Raw genomic sequence first — 15831 nt, 5'->3', positions numbered from 1 at the left:
GACGATCTTCTGGTCAGCCTAGGCGATGGCAGGATGGCGTGGTGAACGATGCTTGGGCTACTCGACGCGGATTGACCGCGATTCTGATCACAGTGCCGGAGCTGGCGGCGTACACGGACCGGTGGCGGTCGGTGTCGCGGACCAGCATGCGGCCGGACGTCCCACTGAACGAGCTGATCCCGCCGCACGTCACTGTGCTGGTGCCGTGGCTCCCAGAGCCCACTGAGGCCGACATCGAACGGTTGCGGGTCGCAGTGGACAAGGTGCCGGCCTTCGACCTCAGCTTCCTGGAGGCCGGCCAGTTCCCCAACGGGACCGCCTGGCTGCGCCCGGAGCCGTTCGACGAGATCCGTGGGGTGATTCAGACCGTCGCAGCGGCCTTCCCCGAGTGCCCGCCGTACAACGGTGAGTTCCCGGACCCCCACCCGCACCTGACGATCTCCTCGTCCGCCCAGGGCGGCCCGGCCGTGGTCGCCGACGCCCAGGCCACATTGGCCCTCGAGCCGGCCCCAGTAGCCAAGCTCACCGAGCTAGGCCTGTGGCGCGACGACGAGCACGGCGTCTGGAGCCAGTTCGGCAGCGTCGTGCTGGGCGGGTGACCACCTACCGCGCTGCCTGGCAGCACGCGCTCTACGGCCCGGACGGTTTCTACCGGCGTGAGCGACCAGCAGCACACTTCCGTACGTCGGTGCACGCGTCCGAACTGTTTGGACGGGCGATCGCGCGGCTGGCGCGTGAGGTCGGTGCTGAGCAGGTGACCGACATCGGGGCCGGCTCTGGGGAGTTAGGGCGAGTACTGCGGGCTGAGGGTCTGAAGGTGGTCGAGATCGAGCTGGACGATCAGCTACCGGACCGGCTGACCGGACTGGTCGTGGCCAACGAGTGGCTGGACAACATCCCTTGTGAGCTGGCGGAGTGGGACGAGGACGGCGTACCGCACTACCTGACCGCCGAGCTGACACTAGGCAATGTTGTCGAGGGCAACGATCTCGCATGGCTGCAGCAGTGGTGGCCTGGCGAACCAGGTGACCGCGCCGAGATCGGACTGACGCGAGACGAGACCTGGGCCGGTGTGGTCGACCGCATCGACCACGGCACCGCGCTGGCCATCGACTACGGGCATCTGGCCGACGACAGGCCGCCGTACGGGACTCTGACCGGTTTCCGGGCCGGACGCGAGTGTGAGCCTGTGCTGGACGGCAGCTGTGACATCACTGCCCACGTCGCACTGGACTCGCTCGGCGGTGAGGTGCACAACCAGCGCGAGATGCTGATGCAGCTGGGCGTCTCGGCGCAGCGGCCGCCGCTGGACCTGGCCCACAGCGACTCGGCCGCCTACCTGGCCGCATTGTCTGCGGCAGGTGAGGCGGCCGAACTGCTGGACCCGTCAGGACTCGGCGGGTTCGGCTGGGTCTTCAGTCACTCGCCAGTCAGCGGCAAGTCGTCGTCGCTGGTGGATCTCGAGTAGACCGGGTCCCCGAAGGGGGTAGCGAACTTGCCGAGGTTGGTGATCGGTGTGGTCGTCCCGGTGGCATGCCCGATCGAGTACACGTAGGCGGCGTTGGTGTCCTTGTCGATGGCGGTGAGCAGGGTGCCCGTCCCGCACTTGCCCGCGACCAGCGTCTCGAAGCCCTGCCAGGTCGACCCGCGGACGGTCTTCACGACCGGCTTCAGCGGCGCGGTGGTCGGGATGTGGATCGTCTCCAGCACGCCGGTCTTCGTCGTGGCCAGGAACGTGTCGTAGGTGGCGGTCTGGCTGATCAGCGCCAGCGCCTTCACGTTCGCGAAGCCGGACGCCGAGGCGACGGTCTTCCAGCCGTTCGTCCAGCGGAACAGCACACCGTCGTTCCGCAGGCCGTAGTGCGCCACGCGGGCGCCGACGACGGACTCCTCGACCATGGTGAACTTGTCCCACCCGTCGGCGATCTTCGTCAGGTCGTTGAACTCCTCGTCACGGTCCTCGAGGTATCCGTACCGCGAGGCGTACAGGGTCGACCCGAGCACGACGTACCCAGTGGTGGACGACCCGTTGACGTCCGGCCCCCAGTTGAAGCGGGACGCGATCTTCGCCTCGCCTGCCGGGTACAGGTGCCGGTCAGGAGTGTTGACGCTGGTCGGCGGCTTGGTCCCCCAGGCGCCGATGATCACTGCGTCACCGGCGCTGTTGATCGAACGTAACGCCATCGTGCAGGCGGCGTCGGGTGCGGCGGTCGCCGTCCCCGCGGTTGTCACGGCCAGGCTCCCCAGCAGTACTGCGGACCCCGCCGCCGCAGCTACTCGCTTGAACATGTTTTTCGTCTGCATGCCAACCACGATGCAGAGCCACGCGCAGAAGTTGTCCTAGGACTCGTGGGGGCGGTTGGACTCGATGGCCTGGCGTGCTTGGCGCGCCTGCTGGGCTTGAGCTTGGGTGAGCCAGGCGGCTTCCTCGGCCGAGCGGTGCAGGGCTACTGCGTTCGTCGGGCCGACCGGGGTGTCGATGTGAACGTCGGCCAGGTTGAGGCGGCGCTGGATCGGTCCCTGGGCCAGCCGGACCGACTGGGTCTTGTGGTGCAGGACGATCGACGTACGGCGGCTCACCCAGCCGGCGGTGGTGACGAAGACCTGCTGGTCGGCGCCGTAGGCGAGGAAGCGCCAGCCGATCGGCCGTAGCCACTTGGCGCGCTCGGGGGCGCGCTGCATCTCGATGGCGTCCAGGTTGAAGCCGGGCAGCACCCTGGCGAGCACTGCGGCTACCTCACCGCGTTCACCGACCGGGAGCAGCTGTGCGCCTTCCAGATGGTCGTCGCCGTCCTCCTTGCCGCCCGCGACACCAGCGATGTCCAGCTCCACCCGAGACCAGCCCAACAGCCGCCAGATGATCGGCTCGGTGATCAGGAGGCCCTGCACGCGACCCGGCGGGATGGTCTGTCGCTGTACGTCGAACAGGCCGCGCTTGGTGCGTAGACCATGGTCGGTCTGGGACAGGGTGAAGCCGTGGTTGCCGACGACCTGCTTCCAGATCGGCTGAACCACACCGAGCAGCAGCGGCAGACCGGCGAACAGGCCGACGTGGAAGTCGAACACCATCGTGGCGACGATCAGCCAGATCAGAGCGCCCGCGCTACCGACGACTGTGGACGACAGCAGCGTCGCACCGAGCAGGCGGTTGGTCGGGACGACCAGCAACGCCTCCGGCTCGTGCTCCTGCTCTTGTTCCTGCTGCTGAGCCGCGTGCTCGCCCTTGGCCCGGACCAGCAGGATCGTGCGCAGCTCACGGGCCTCGGTGTACTTGAAGTAGCTCAGCCGGCCGTCGCTCTTACCGCCACCGGCCACGTCCATCCGCAGCTCGGCCATGCCGAACAGCCGGGCCACGAAGGGCTGGGCCACGTCGATGGCCTGGATGCGGTCGAACCGGATGATCCGGGTCCGCCGGAACAGGAAGCCGCTGTCCACCCGGATCGCCTCATCGGTCAGCTGCCACTTGGTGAACCACCAGGACAGTGCGCCCAGCAGGATGCCACCGACCAGTACGGCGGCCAGTCCGATCCCGGCGATCTCCAGATTGCTCCGCAGACCCTCGTTGTTGACCAGAGCGAACGCTGCGACGACGAAGTACCCCCAGCCCTTCACGAACGGCGTCAGGGGATGCAGCCGCGCACCCATCTGCTCCACCACCGGCGGCTGGCTCGGTGGGACAGGCACTGGCTCGGTCACAGGCCCCACGCCTGTGACTGACCGAGCGTGGACAGCCGGTCACGCAGCCGAGCGGCCTCGTCCGGATGCAGACCGGGGATCTTCGCGTCGGTCGCCGGTGTGGCCGTGTGCAGCTCGACCGTGGCGATCCCGAACGCCCGCTCCAGCGGACCGGCGGCCACGTCGACGAACTGCATCCGCCCGTACGGCACCACGACCAGCTCGCGGAACATGATCCCGTGGCTGACCATCAGCTCGTCCTCGCGCTCGGCGTACTTCCAGGACCGCTGGTTGCGCCCGATCAGGACCCACGACCAGACGAACACGGCCGCGACCACGATCAGCCCGAGGACGCCGTACAGCCACCCCAGGGTGAACCCGAGCACGAACAGCAGCGCGAGTCCGGTCACCCCGGCCATGATCGCCGCGGACACTCGCCGGACCGACGCGAGCTGCGGTGACACCGGCGTCCAGCTGACATCGGAAGGTGCAAAGAGGTCGTCCACGACACCAGCCTGTCACGAAGTGTGCCGTGCGTGCTGGAGCTTGAGCGATGGTGGCGTCCAGGTGCGTGCATCGGGGGCCTTGAGGGGCAGCCTCGATGCGGGGTCCATCGTGGCTGTTCCGCAAGGCCCGCGAGGTGCGTGCCTGGGCGTCAGCAGCGCCAAGCTCCAGTGCGCACGGCACACTTGGGTCATGAGCACTGAGAAGGTGGTTGGTGTCGGCGCGGGAGCTGCTGGATTCGACCCTGCGTTCGAGCGGGGTGGGACCGGTGCCGGCTCGGATCTGCCGACCACCGACATGGTGCTCAACATCGGTCCACAGCACCCGGCGACGCACGGCGTACTGCGGCTGCGGCTGACGCTGGACGGTGAGCGAATCGCCGGCTGCGAGCCGATCGTCGGCTACATGCACCGCGGTGCGGAGAAGCTGTTCGAGGTCCGGGACTACCGGCAGATCATCGTGCTGGCGAACCGGCACGACTGGCTGTCCGCCTTCGCCAACGAGCTCGGCGTGGTCATCGCGGTCGAGCGGATGATGGGCCTGGAGGTCCCCGTCCGCGCAGTCTGGCTGCGCACGCTGCTGGCGGAGCTGAACCGGATCCTGAACCACCTGATGTTCCTCGGCTCGTACCCGCTCGAGCTGGGCGCGATCACGCCGGTCTTCTACGCCTTCCGCGAGCGCGAGACCATCCAGGCCGTGCTGGAAGAGCTGTCCGGCGGCCGGATGCACTACATGTTCAACCGGGTCGGCGGGCTCAAAGAAGACCTCCCGTACGGCTGGCTCGGCCGCACCGCCGCAGCGTCCGCCGCGGTCCGCAAGCGGCTGCCGGACATCGAGAACCTCATCCTCGGCAACGAGATCTTCCGCGCCCGCACCGTCGGCATCGGCAAGCTCTCCCCCGAGCTAGTCGCCCAGTACGGCGTCTCTGGGCCGATCGCGCGCGCATCAGGTGTCGACGCCGACCTGCGCCGCGACGAGCCCTACCTCGCCTACGGCGAGCTCCAGGACGTCCTGCGCGTCGTCACCCGGCCCGACGGCGACTGCTTCGCGCGCTTCGCCGTACTGCTCGAGCAGGTCAAGGTCTCCCTCGACCTGGTCGACGCGTGTCTCGACAAGCTCTCGTCGATGCCGGCGGGACCGGTCAACGTCCGGCTGCCCAAGATCCTCAAAGTTCCCGAAGGCCAGACCTACGCCTGGACCGAGAGCCCACTCGGCATCAACGGCTACTACCTGGTCTCCCGCGGCGACAAAACCCCCTGGCGGCTCAAACTCCGCTCCGCCAGCTTCAACAACATCTCCGCCCTACCAGCCCTGCTCCCCGGCACGATGATCCCCGACATGATCGCCATCCTCGGCAGCATGTTCTTCGTCGTCGGCGACATCGACAAGTAACCCCCACCCACCCCCAGCCCGGCTCTCGCCCTCCCCCATCTCGCCCTCTCCCCCTCTCGCCCTCTCCCATCTCGTGGGCTGACCCACGCCGTTGTGGGTTCTGGACCCGCATGCGGGTGCAGAACCCACAACCTGATGGGTTAACCCATCAGATGGCGAAGGCTGGGTGGGTTAGAACTGGCGGTCTTTGACGGGCGGGCGCTCCGCCGTGGCGATCAGCTTGGTGATCTCGGCAGCCGGGGCGGTGCGGCCTGGGTCGACCGCGCCGGCGGCGCGCTGTTCCGGCGTACTGGCTTCGGTGCGGTACGGGTGCACGTAGACGGCCGTCTCCGGCTCGTGGCGCCAGCTCTCGCTCAGCGGGCCGACGTCGACCGCGTCCCAGCCGAGCTTGTCCAGCAGCTCCACGGCGGTCGCGCGGGCGGCCGCGTCGTTGCCCGAGATCGGCAGCGCGCTGCGATCCGCCGCACCCGTGGGCCGGGCCAGGGACAGCAGGTCCGCCGCGGCGATGTTGTTGAACGCCTTCACCGTGTGCGACTCCGGCAGGTGCCGTTGCAGCAGGTCAGCCGTCGTCACGGTCTCGTTGTCGAGCTCGTCGATCCGGCTGTCGCGGCTCGGGTAGTAGTTCATCGTGTCGATCACGACCTTGCCGGCCAGCGGCTCGACCGGGACCTCGGCGTACCGGCCCAGCGGGATCGTCACCACCACGATGTCACCGGCTTCCGCCGCCTCGGCCGCCGTACCGGCTCGCACGCCCAGCTCAGCGGCCTTCTCCTGCAGGCTCTCCGGCCCACGCGAGTTCGCCAGTACGACTTCTATGCCTGCCGCGACCGCGAGTTTCGCCAGCACGGTCCCGATGTTTCCACTTCCGATGATGCCCAGGGTGCTCATACCTATCGACAACCCCGGAAGGGGCGAGGGTATTTCAGACGCCGGAGCGGATCACCAGTTCGGTGAGCTCTTCGGCGAGCGCCGGGGCCACAGCGAAGGTGCCGCGGGAGGCCGGTGAGTGCTGGCTGCCGTCGAGGTCGAGCACCTGCAGGCCGGCCTCGCGACAGATCGAGACACCGGCCATCGTGTCCCACGGCTTGTTGGAGTACATGATCGTCGCGTCGAAGAAGCCGTTGGCGGTGAAGGTCAGCGCAGCCGCCGCCGTACCGATCTGGCGCAGCCGCTGCACGCGCGGGACGAGCAGGCTGTGCAACTCCAGCCGGCGCGGGTTGATCTCGGCCGCGTCCTCACTGATCGCGAAGTCGCCCATCGCGATCAGGGCCTCGTTGAGCGTCGTACAGCCGCCGCCTTGGATCGCCTTGCCGTTACAGGTCGCGCCCAGCCCCTCGGCAGCGGCGTACCGGGTGCCGAGCGGCGGGTGGTCGATCACTCCGAGGACGGCGCGGTCGTCGACGATCAGGCCCAGTGAGATGGCCCACAACGGCATCCCGTGGACGAAGTTCACCGTCCCGTCGATCGGGTCGAGGACCCAGCGGGTGCCCTCGGTCGGGCCGCCCTCCTCCTCGCCCTGGATGCCGATCTGCGGCGCCTCGCGCTCCAGGAACTCGCGGATCTTCCGCTCGACCGCGTAGTCGACCTCGGAGGCCATGTCGCGGTCACTCTTGAACGTGAGCGTCCCGGGGCCACGGGTGTCCGTCACCGTCCGGCCCTGGTCGACGGCGGCTTGGGCGACTTTCAGCAGCTGAGCGAGGTCCACGCCCTAGAACTTACCGCCTCAGGAGGCGGCGAGGCCGCGCAGTTTCAGATCCACGACGGTCGGGGCGTCGGCCTGGGAGTGTTTGTCGCCGGCGGCAACGACTGTGGCGACCTCTTCGTCGATCTTGTCGAGGCGCGCATCGATCTTGTCCAGGCGACGCTGCATCAGGTCGACGAACTCCGCGTTCTCGACCACGCGGGCACTGGTGATCCGTGAGTACTCCTGCGCGACGGTGGCGCGTTCGTCGGAGTGGGCGAGCCGCTCGACCAGCAACTGGTGGCGGAAGAGCACCGAGGCAGCGATGGCCACCGCGACGGCAGCGATCGCTGCTCCGCGGAGAATCCAGGTGTTCTGAGTGAACAGCGCAACGCTGACACCGAGGCACACAACGATCAACAGAGCGTTGGCGACGGTGAGAACGGTGGTCCTGGTTCGACGGCGGCTACCCCTTGACCCCATGGACCGTCATGTTAGGCGGTCTCGTCGGGGTCATCGGGAATACGACACGCACGTTCCAGCAATAATCCGGCCGTGACGACCAGCACTGAGATCACGGCGGCGAGACCGGCCATGATCACTCTGTTACGAGGACCCGAGGCGCTCACGCCTCGCAGGAAGGATAACGCGAACCCTGCGTACACACCGGTGCACAACGCGCCGACGAAAGCGCTCGCCTTCCCGATCAGCAACAGGAAGACGGCGCGCTGCGGTTCGACCCGCTCCCGCCGTACCTGGACCCGTTGCTGGGTGTTGCGGGCCGCGGCGAACAGCAGCGCGGCCAGGAACGCCCAGGCGACCAGCGTCAGCCACGAGATCGACGGCGCGACCCCACCGCCGGCCTCGATCGCCTTGACCATCGTGAACCCGATCGCGGCGCCCAGTACGGCGATTGCCACCAGCAATCGCCGAGAGGTCGGCCGCACCGAGCCTGGGCGCTGTGGCTCCTTGCCGGAACCAGGGGCGCGGCCGGACTCGGGACCGCCGGAGGCCACTACTGGAGCTCGAGATCGAGCTTGGTCACACCTTCGGTGCCGACCTTCTCCAGGAGCTCCACCACCGGGCCGTGCCCGAGCAGGACCGCGTCCGGCTCGATGTCCAGCCACGGCGCCAGCACGAACGCGCGCTCGTGCGCCCGCGGATGCGGGATGGTCAGCTCCTCGGACTCGATCGTCTTCTTGCCGTAGGTGATCAGGTCGACGTCCAGCGTCCGCGGCGCGCCGGGAACGCTGCGCTCGCGACCGAAGGCCTGCTCGACCGCGTGCGCGCGATCCAGCAGCAGGTCGACCGACAGCGTCGAGTCGGCGAGCAGGACGACGTTCAGGTACGGGCCGGATTCGTCCGGCCCACCGATCGGCTGGGTCTCGTAGACCGGCGAGACATCGACCACGACGACGTCCGGGGTGTCCCGCAGCGCGTCGATCGCGCCCTGCAGGTTCGCCTCACGGTCGCCGAGATTGCTGCCGAGCGACAGGATCACCTGGCGGATCGGCTTGAGGCCGCCGCTCAGGGTGTCCGCGTCGATGACGTAAGGACTGGGGGTCTCGGTCACGAGGATTCTCCGGCTCTGCGCTGCACGGTCAGGACAACGTCGTCGAACGGCACCGAGATCGGCGCCGAGGGTTTGTGGATGGTCACCGCGGTCGCTGTCACCCGCCGGTCGGCGAGACACAGGTCGGCGATGCGCTGGGCGAGGGTTTCGATCAGGTCCACCGGATCGGTCTCGATCGCTCGGTGCACCTGCTCGGCGACCACGCCGTAGTTCACGGTGTCGGCCAGGTTGTCGGAGGCCGCAGCAGGCCGGGTGTCCAGCTCCAGCCGGACATCCACGACGAACTCCTGCCCGTCGGCCCGCTCGTGATCGAAGACTCCATGGCGTCCGAAGCCGCGGATGCCGCGAATCTCGATCACGTCAGGAGGGGGCGTGAGACCGCTCATTCCGCCTCCTCCTGTTGACCCCCAGACGACAGTACCGGGGAGGCATGGTGGATCCACAACCGCCAGCCGGAGGAAGTTCTGCGGAAGACATTGGTCGCGAGCGCTTTGCCGCCCGCGAAACCGTCCTCCGGAGCTCCGTCACCCGACGACAGGACATTCTCCGTACACGTGACGTATGCCACGTCTTCATCCACCCGTACCTGGACGTCGGTGAGGAAGAACTGGATGTACGGCGTGTTCGCGAAGATCATCGCCCAGGCCCGCATCATCTCCGGATACCCGTAGATCGCCGCGTTGCCGGGGTGGATACAGACCGGGTCGGGTTCCGGCAGCCAGACGGCCGCCATCAGATCCAGGTCGCCGGCCTCGAACGCGTTGTAGAACGCGGTGTTGGCGTTCAGCACGACGTCCTCGACGGTCGTCCCGCGCGCGCCTTCGCCCGACCGGGCGGGTCCGTCGGTCATCCGGTTCCCCATCTCTTCGCCACTCGGACCGCGTCCGCGGTGGGCGCCACCACGTGGGCCCGAACACACCAGGCACCTGCGGCGGCGACCAGGGCGTTCACAGCCAGGCTCGCGTCATCTCGTCGTACGGCCGGTCGTAGTGCACCGGTCTCCTCATCGGCGAGCAGCCTACCGAGGAACGTCTTGCGGGAGGCACCGATCAGCAACGGCCGGCCCAGTACGGCGAATTCCGGCAGCCGCCGCAGGATCTCCCAGTTGTGATCGGCGTTCTTGGCGAACCCGAGCCCGGGGTCGAGGGCGACCCGGTTCAGGTCCACCCCGGCGGCCCGGATCACCTCGAGCCGCTCGGCCAGCTCCGCGATCACCTCGGCCACGACATCGTCGTACTCGGCCTTGTTCTGCATGTCGATCGAATGACCGCGCCAGTGCATCGCGACATACGGGGTACGGCGTTCGGCCACCAGCGCGAGCATGTCCGGGTCGGACTGGCCGGCGGACACGTCGTTGATCATCGTGGCGCCTGCTTCGAGTGCCAGCGCGGCGACCTCGGAGCGCATGGTGTCGACCGAGATCAACGCACCTGCGGCAGCCAATGCCTCGACCACCGGCAGCACGCGGCGGATCTCCTCCGCCTGCGACGGCCGCTCGGCTCCCGGCCTGGTCGACTCCCCACCGACGTCGAGCAGATCGGCGCCTTCGGCGAGCAGGTCCAGGCCGTGCTTGATCGCGGCAGCCGGTTCGAACCACTCACCGCCGTCGGAGAACGAGTCCGGCGTCACGTTCACGACACCCATGACGAGGCTCCGGTCCAGCACCGGCAGCCCGTCCACGTGACCCCACGACCCATTTCCCACCCGCCCACCGTAGTGGGCGGGTCGGACAATGCCGGAATCAGCTACCCATAACCAGTTCGGTCTGGGTGGCTCGCAGGGCTGCGCCGATGGGTTGCGAGTAGGACTCGTTGGAGCGGTTGTACTTGTCCAGGCACTTGCCGTCGATCAGCGCTGCGCCGCTGGTGATGCCTTGGGCGTAGTTGCCGGTCATGTTGGCGCCGCCCGAGTCACCGGACTCGACACAGGCCGTGTGCTGGAACAGCCCGCGCACGATCTTGTTGTTGCCGTAGTTCACGGTGACGTTGTTGGCGACGATCCGGCCGCAGGTCCAGCCGGTGCTCTTGCCCGACTTGCACAACTCGGATCCGACCGTCGGACTCGCGACGCCGTGCACCGCGACGCTGCCGGAACCCCAGCCTTCGATGTACCCCTGCTGGTCCCAGCCCTCGATCACGTCGACGCTGCCGTAGTCGTTGCCCGGGAAGCTCGAGTACACCGTGTTGCCGAGGATGTAGCCGTTCCGGGAGAACGACGGCTTGCCGGATGTGCAGTGGCCGGCGGTCAGGAAGACCCGGGTGCCCTTGCTCGTCCGGGCATTGAAGCCGAGTGAGCAGACGTAGCCGGTGTTCTTGTCGACCTGGAACCCGCCGCGCAGGCTGAAGTCGTCAGCGGTCGGCTTCACCGTGCCGTAGACGGTCTTCACCGTCACCTGGTCACCGTGTTCCTTGGCCCGCTCCACGAACCGCTCGGTGAAGATGTCGTGCGCTCCCTTGGGAACGCTCACCACAACGGTGCCGCTGATCGGATCGACGTACCAGGAGCGCACCTTGCCGGCTCGCGACGTCTCGGCCAGCCGGTTCAGCTCGGACTGCACGGAGTTCAGCTCGGCGGCCGTGAAGCGCACCAGCTTCGGCACCGCGCCGGCCGCCCGCACCAGCTCGGCGGTGGCAGCGTCGGAGACGGCGACCACGAGGTCACCCGCGCTGTCGTAGTAGCTGCCGACCGCGCGCGACCCGAGCTCGGTCCGCAACGTCTCGGCCTGCAGCGAAGATTTGGTGCCCGGCGCCCCGATCAGCTTCGTCGGCTCGACCCGCGGCCCTTCAGTGGTGTGTCGCTTGCCCTCGTCCGCGGTGGCCCAGTTCGCCGCCACCAGTCCGGCAGCGGTCAGTATCGCAGCGCCGGCGAGTGCGGCGCCGACCCGATAACGCCCCGACATTCCTTGTCCTCCTCACCGCCGGCGCCCGGTCCCCGTCGAACGAACGCCCTTACGGAAAGTAAACGTTCTGCAACGGATTGTCCACAGCTACCAGCTCACAATCCCCAACGATCCAAACACCAAGGAGCTACGCGCGGAGTCATCTGCTGTAGTGGAAGCGTGCCTGAAGGACGACCAGATCGTCGCCGTCGATGAGATAGACCAGTCGGTGCTCGGAGTCGATCCGTCTCGACCAGGCACCTTGCAACATGTGTTTGAGCGGCTCGGGTTTCCCGATACCGCTCTGCGGATCCCGCAGAGCATCCTCGATCAGCCGATTGATCCGCTTCAACTGCTGCCGGTCGACTTGCTGCCAGTAGGTGCTGTCCTCCCAGCCATTGGGAGTGAAGACGAGCCTCACGTCAGCTCGTGCTCCTCGCGCTCGCCTCGCTGCGCTTGCTGCAGACTCTCCAGTAGCCGCCGTGCATTCTCAGGGACACGCAGCAGGTGCGCCGTCTCCTCCAGAGCCCGATAGTCGTCGAGCGAGATCAAGACCGCATCGCCGCCCTTCGAGGTGATCTCGACCGGAGTGTGATCCTCGTTCACCTGCTGGATCAGCGGGAACAGATCTTTGCGTGCCGTGGAGGCCGTGATCGCCATCTACCCCTCCTCATCTAATGGTACGACAAATGGTACCACTCAGCCGACGATCAGGCTCATCGCCTCGGCGCGGGTGACGGGGTTGCGGAGCTGACCGCGGACCGCGGAGGTGATGGTCTTGGCGCCGGCCTTGCGGACGCCGCGCATGGTCATGCAGAGGTGTTCGCACTCGATCACGACGATCACGCCGCGGGGTTCGAGCAGCTCGACCATGGATTCGGCGATCTGGGTGGTCAGACGTTCCTGCACCTGAGGGCGCTTGGCGTAGACATCGACCAGGCGGGCGAGTTTGGACAGGCCGGTGATCCGGCCGTCGCGGTTCGGGATGTAGCCGACATGGGCGACCCCGGTGAACGGGACCAGGTGGTGCTCGCAGACGCTCCAGACCTCGATGTCCTTCACCAGGACCATCTCGTCGTGCCCGAGGTCGAACGTCGTACTGAGGACCTCCTCGGCCGTCTGACCGAGCCCCGCGGTGATCTCGGCGTACGAGCGCGCCACCCGGGCCGGGGTGTCCCGCAGCCCGTCGCGGTCCGGGTCCTCCCCGATCGCGATCAGCAGCTCCCGCACGGCCCGTTCCGCCCGGGCATGGTCGAACTTCGGCGACGTCATCCGGTCAGCCTAAGCAGAAGCCCCGCCATCCGGGTGGATGGCGGGGCTCTGGCGGATCAGATCATTCGCTCGGCAGCGGCGGGGTCGGGCCGCCACCGTAGTTCGGCGGGTTCACGTTCTCGTCCGGACCGACCGAACCACCCGGCAGTACGTCGGACAGCGAGCCGTTCTGCTCGGCCCGGGTCGGCAGCGGCATCACCGGCGGCTGGTCGGACGGGATCCGGGTCGAGGACCCGGTCCAGGCCGGCCGGCGCTCCTTCTTCACGATCGGGCCGAAGACCTCGGCGATCTGGGCCTTGTCCAGGGTCTCCTTCTCCAGGAGCTCCTCGACCAGGTGGTCCAGCACCGCACGGTTCTCGACCAGGATGTCGAAGGCCTCCTGGTGCGCGTTCAGGATCAGCTTGCCGACCTCCTCGTCGACCGCGGCCGCGATCTCCTCGGAGTAGTTGCGCTGGCTGCCCAGGTCGCGGCCCAGGAACGGCTCACCGCTGTCCGAGCCGAACTTGATCGCACCGAGCCGCTCGGTCATGCCGTACTGCGTGACCATCGCGCGGGCCAGCGCCGACGCCTTCTCGATGTCGTTGCTGGCGCCGGTGGTCGGGTCGTGGAAGACCATCTCCTCGGCCGCGCGGCCACCGAGCATGTAGGCCAGCTTGTCGAGCATCTCCGAGCGGGTGGTCGAGTATTTGTCCTCGTCCGGCAGCACCATCGTGTAACCGAGGGCGCGACCGCGCGGCAGGATCGTCACCTTGTGCACCGGGTCGGAGTGCGGCAGCGCCGCGGCGACCAGGGCGTGCCCGCCCTCGTGGTACGCCGTGAGCACCTTCTCCTTGTCCGACATCAAGCGGGTACGACGCTGCGGCCCGGCGATCACGCGGTCGATCGCCTCGTCCAGCGCCTTGTTGTCGATCACCTGCATGTTCGAGCGGGCGGTCAGCAGGGCCGCCTCGTTCAGCACGTTGGCCAGGTCGGCACCGGTGAAGCCCGGCGTCCGGCGGGCGACCGCCCGCAGGTCGACGTCCTGGGACATCGGCTTGCCGCGGGAGTGCACCTTCAGGATCTGCTCACGGCCGGGCAGGTCCGGCGCGTCGACGGCGATCTGCCGGTCGAAGCGGCCGGGCCGCAGCAGGGCCGGGTCCAGTACGTCGGGCCGGTTGGTGGCGGCGATCAGGATCACACCGCCGCGGACGTCGAAGCCGTCCATCTCGACCAGCAACTGGTTCAGCGTCTGCTCGCGCTCGTCGTGGCCACCGCCGAGACCCGCACCACGGTGCCGGCCGACGGCGTCGATCTCGTCGATGAAGACGATCGCCGGGGCGTTGGTCTTCGCGGTCTCGAACAGGTCGCGGACCCGGGAGGCACCGACACCGACGAACATCTCGACGAAGTCCGAACCGGAGATCGAGTAGAACGGCACCCCGGCCTCACCCGCGACCGCACGGGCCAGCAGGGTCTTACCGGTACCGGGCTGGCCGTAGAGCAGCACGCCCTTGGGGATCTTGGCGCCGACGGCCTGGAACTTGCCGGGCTCCTGGAGGAACTCCTTGATCTCGCCGAGCTCCTCGATCGCCTCGTCACAGCCGGCCACGTCGGCGAACGTGGTCTTCGGGGTGTCCTTGGTGATCAGCTTGGCCTTCGACTTGGCGAAGCTCATCACCCGCGAGCCACCGCCCTGCATCGAGTTCATCAAGAAGATGAAGACCACCGCGATCAGCAGGAACGGGATCAGCGTCTGGAACACCTGGCCGATGAAGCTCGGCTTCGGGTTCTCGACGTTGTACTTCTCGATCTTGCCGTTCTGATAGAGGTCCTGCAGCGACGTGCCCAGCGTGTTCGCCTGGCCGTCCACCCAGAAGGCGCGGATCTTGGTGCCGTCGGCCTTCTCGACCCGGATCTCCTGGTCGGGATCGACGAGCACGATCGACTTGATCACCTTCTGGCCGGCCGGTGCGTCGGTGGCCTGCTTGATCACCTTGACGACCTCACCGGTCGGTTCGGCCTTGAACCCGGTCGAGCCGGTCAGGAGCTGTCCGATCACCAGCACCATCAAAAAGGCGAGGATGATCCAGAACAGGGGTCCGCGGAAGAAGCGCTTCACGTCCATGATCGAGGCCTACGCCCCGTCCCTCCTAGCTCGGCAGGCCCGGGTTTCGCGGGCTTGAGACGGTACTACCAGTCCAAGTGTCTCGTGCCGGGCAAGCCTGCCGACCACGAGGGTCACCGATAGACGGTACGACCTGTTGTACAGGCTGTCACCAACTCTGCCCGGACGAGCAGTGCTGATACCTTCCCCGCCCCAGTCTCAGGAGTACACGTGCGGCGCGAGGGTGGCCACGCAGCGCAGGTTGCGGTACTTCTCGGCGTAGTCCAGCCCGTACCCGACGACGAACTCGTCCGGCAGCTCCAGACCGACGTACTTCACCGGGACCTGCATCTTGGCCGCACCCGGCTTGACGAACGCGGTGCACAGTTCGAGCGAGGCCGGCTTGCGCGACTCCAGGTTGCTGACCAGCCAGCTCAGCGTCAGGCCGGTGTCGATGATGTCCTCGACGATCAGCACGTGCCGGTTGGTGATGTCGGTGTCCAGGTCCTTCTGGATCCGCACCACACCCGACGACTTGGTCCCGGACCCGTACGACGAGATCGCCATCCAGTCCATCTCCACGTGCCGCGTGAACGACCGGGCCAGGTCGGCCATCACCATCACCGCCCCGCGCAGAACGCCTACCAGCAACAGATCCTTGCCCTGGTAGTCCTCCTCGATCCGACCGGCCAGTTCCCGCAGCTTCGCCAGGATCTGGTCCTCGGTGTAATGGATCTGGGTCAGGTCCTTCTCGATGTCCGCCGCATCCACGG

20 protein-coding genes are annotated in these 15831 nt (G+C 67.5%); 3 read left to right on the top strand and 17 right to left on the bottom strand.

Annotation, left to right across the window (positions count from 1 at the left end; genetic code table 11):
- The first annotated feature begins 41 nt into the window (after window positions 1-41).
- Both ACFVWG_RS01100 and ACFVWG_RS01095 read left to right on the top strand, forming a co-directional pair.
- Window positions 42-599: a 2'-5' RNA ligase family protein gene (locus ACFVWG_RS01100; protein ID WP_391541085.1), complete on the top strand. Its 558-nt coding sequence runs from the start codon at window positions 42-44 to the stop codon at window positions 597-599.
- Window positions 596-1468, top strand: coding sequence for an SAM-dependent methyltransferase (locus ACFVWG_RS01095; RefSeq protein WP_391541084.1), 873 nt, complete (start codon window positions 596-598; stop codon window positions 1466-1468). Before ACFVWG_RS01100 ends, ACFVWG_RS01095 begins: the two co-directional genes overlap by 4 nt.
- Here the strand turns inward: ACFVWG_RS01095 and ACFVWG_RS01090 are convergent.
- The 3 genes from ACFVWG_RS01090 to ACFVWG_RS01080 are packed head-to-tail and all read right to left on the bottom strand — an operon-like array spanning window position 1420 to window position 4181.
- The gene (locus ACFVWG_RS01090) at window positions 1420-2304 is read right to left on the bottom strand and encodes a hypothetical protein (protein ID WP_391541083.1); all 885 of its coding nucleotides are present in this window, start codon (window positions 2302-2304) and stop codon (window positions 1420-1422) included. The genes ACFVWG_RS01095 and ACFVWG_RS01090 overlap by 49 nt on opposite strands.
- 36 nt (window positions 2305-2340) lie before the next feature.
- Window positions 2341-3696 (bottom strand): PH domain-containing protein, encoded by a 1356-nt coding sequence (locus tag ACFVWG_RS01085; RefSeq protein WP_391541082.1) that lies wholly within the window; start codon window positions 3694-3696, stop codon window positions 2341-2343.
- Entirely contained in the window at window positions 3693-4181 is a 489-nt protein-coding gene (locus tag ACFVWG_RS01080; protein ID WP_391541081.1) for a PH domain-containing protein, read from the bottom strand. The genes ACFVWG_RS01085 and ACFVWG_RS01080 overlap by 4 nt, the downstream gene beginning before the upstream one ends.
- Window positions 4182-4371: 190 nt before the next feature.
- On the opposite strand from ACFVWG_RS01080, the gene ACFVWG_RS01075 reads away from it, so the two are divergent.
- Window positions 4372-5571, top strand: coding sequence for an NADH-quinone oxidoreductase subunit D (locus ACFVWG_RS01075; protein ID WP_391541080.1), 1200 nt, complete (start codon window positions 4372-4374; stop codon window positions 5569-5571).
- A gap of 171 nt (window positions 5572-5742) precedes the next feature.
- Here ACFVWG_RS01075 and ACFVWG_RS01070 read toward each other — a convergent pair whose 3' ends face one another.
- From ACFVWG_RS01070 to hpt, 14 genes are all read right to left on the bottom strand, one after another.
- The gene (locus ACFVWG_RS01070) at window positions 5743-6471 is read right to left on the bottom strand and encodes an NADPH-dependent F420 reductase (RefSeq protein ID WP_391541079.1); all 729 of its coding nucleotides are present in this window, start codon (window positions 6469-6471) and stop codon (window positions 5743-5745) included.
- A 22-nt stretch (window positions 6472-6493) separates the two neighbouring features.
- Window positions 6494-7276 carry an inositol monophosphatase family protein gene (locus ACFVWG_RS01065; RefSeq protein ID WP_391541078.1) on the bottom strand — a complete coding sequence of 261 codons (783 nt, stop codon included), beginning with the start codon at window positions 7274-7276 and terminating at the stop codon, window positions 6494-6496.
- 18 nt (window positions 7277-7294) lie between these two features.
- Complete coding sequence (locus ACFVWG_RS01060; RefSeq protein ID WP_391541077.1) at window positions 7295-7735, bottom strand: hypothetical protein; 441 nt, start codon at window positions 7733-7735, stop codon at window positions 7295-7297.
- Between the two features lie 11 nt (window positions 7736-7746).
- Complete coding sequence (locus ACFVWG_RS01055) at window positions 7747-8199, bottom strand: DUF3180 domain-containing protein (RefSeq protein ID WP_391541076.1); 453 nt, start codon at window positions 8197-8199, stop codon at window positions 7747-7749.
- 68 nt (window positions 8200-8267) lie between these two features.
- Entirely contained in the window at window positions 8268-8825 is a 558-nt protein-coding gene (gene folK, locus ACFVWG_RS01050) for a 2-amino-4-hydroxy-6-hydroxymethyldihydropteridine diphosphokinase (RefSeq protein ID WP_391541075.1), read from the bottom strand.
- Window positions 8822-9211 (bottom strand): dihydroneopterin aldolase, encoded by a 390-nt coding sequence (folB, locus tag ACFVWG_RS01045; protein WP_391541074.1) that lies wholly within the window; start codon window positions 9209-9211, stop codon window positions 8822-8824. Before folB ends, folK begins: the two co-directional genes overlap by 4 nt.
- Entirely contained in the window at window positions 9208-9675 is a 468-nt protein-coding gene (locus ACFVWG_RS01040; protein ID WP_391541073.1) for a nuclear transport factor 2 family protein, read from the bottom strand. The genes folB and ACFVWG_RS01040 overlap by 4 nt, the downstream gene beginning before the upstream one ends.
- Window positions 9672-10469: a dihydropteroate synthase gene (folP, locus tag ACFVWG_RS01035; RefSeq protein WP_391541529.1), complete on the bottom strand. Its 798-nt coding sequence runs from the start codon at window positions 10467-10469 to the stop codon at window positions 9672-9674. Before folP ends, ACFVWG_RS01040 begins: the two co-directional genes overlap by 4 nt.
- Before the next feature lie 97 nt (window positions 10470-10566).
- On the bottom strand, window positions 10567-11724 hold the full coding sequence (locus tag ACFVWG_RS01030; RefSeq protein WP_391541072.1) for a S1 family peptidase: 1158 nt from the start codon (window positions 11722-11724) through the stop codon (window positions 10567-10569).
- Window positions 11725-11863: 139 nt separating this feature from the next.
- The gene (locus ACFVWG_RS01025; protein ID WP_391541071.1) at window positions 11864-12124 is read right to left on the bottom strand and encodes a Txe/YoeB family addiction module toxin; all 261 of its coding nucleotides are present in this window, start codon (window positions 12122-12124) and stop codon (window positions 11864-11866) included.
- The gene (locus tag ACFVWG_RS01020) at window positions 12121-12363 is read right to left on the bottom strand and encodes a type II toxin-antitoxin system Phd/YefM family antitoxin (RefSeq protein ID WP_391541070.1); all 243 of its coding nucleotides are present in this window, start codon (window positions 12361-12363) and stop codon (window positions 12121-12123) included. Before ACFVWG_RS01020 ends, ACFVWG_RS01025 begins: the two co-directional genes overlap by 4 nt.
- Before the next feature lie 39 nt (window positions 12364-12402).
- Complete coding sequence (gene folE, locus ACFVWG_RS01015; RefSeq protein WP_391541069.1) at window positions 12403-12975, bottom strand: GTP cyclohydrolase I FolE; 573 nt, start codon at window positions 12973-12975, stop codon at window positions 12403-12405.
- A gap of 61 nt (window positions 12976-13036) precedes the next feature.
- The gene (ftsH, locus tag ACFVWG_RS01010; RefSeq protein ID WP_391541528.1) at window positions 13037-15082 is read right to left on the bottom strand and encodes an ATP-dependent zinc metalloprotease FtsH; all 2046 of its coding nucleotides are present in this window, start codon (window positions 15080-15082) and stop codon (window positions 13037-13039) included.
- Between the two features lie 195 nt (window positions 15083-15277).
- On the bottom strand, window positions 15278-15829 hold the full coding sequence (gene hpt / locus ACFVWG_RS01005) for a hypoxanthine phosphoribosyltransferase (protein ID WP_132164525.1): 552 nt from the start codon (window positions 15827-15829) through the stop codon (window positions 15278-15280).
- Window positions 15830-15831: the final 2 nt, after the last annotated feature.

Origin of the sequence: Kribbella sp. NPDC058245, assembly GCF_042882005.1 — a bacterium.
Classification (GTDB): domain Bacteria; phylum Actinomycetota; class Actinomycetes; order Propionibacteriales; family Kribbellaceae; genus Kribbella.
Note: the sequence above shows the minus strand (reverse complement) of the source record. Positions and strands in the feature narration are given on the sequence as shown.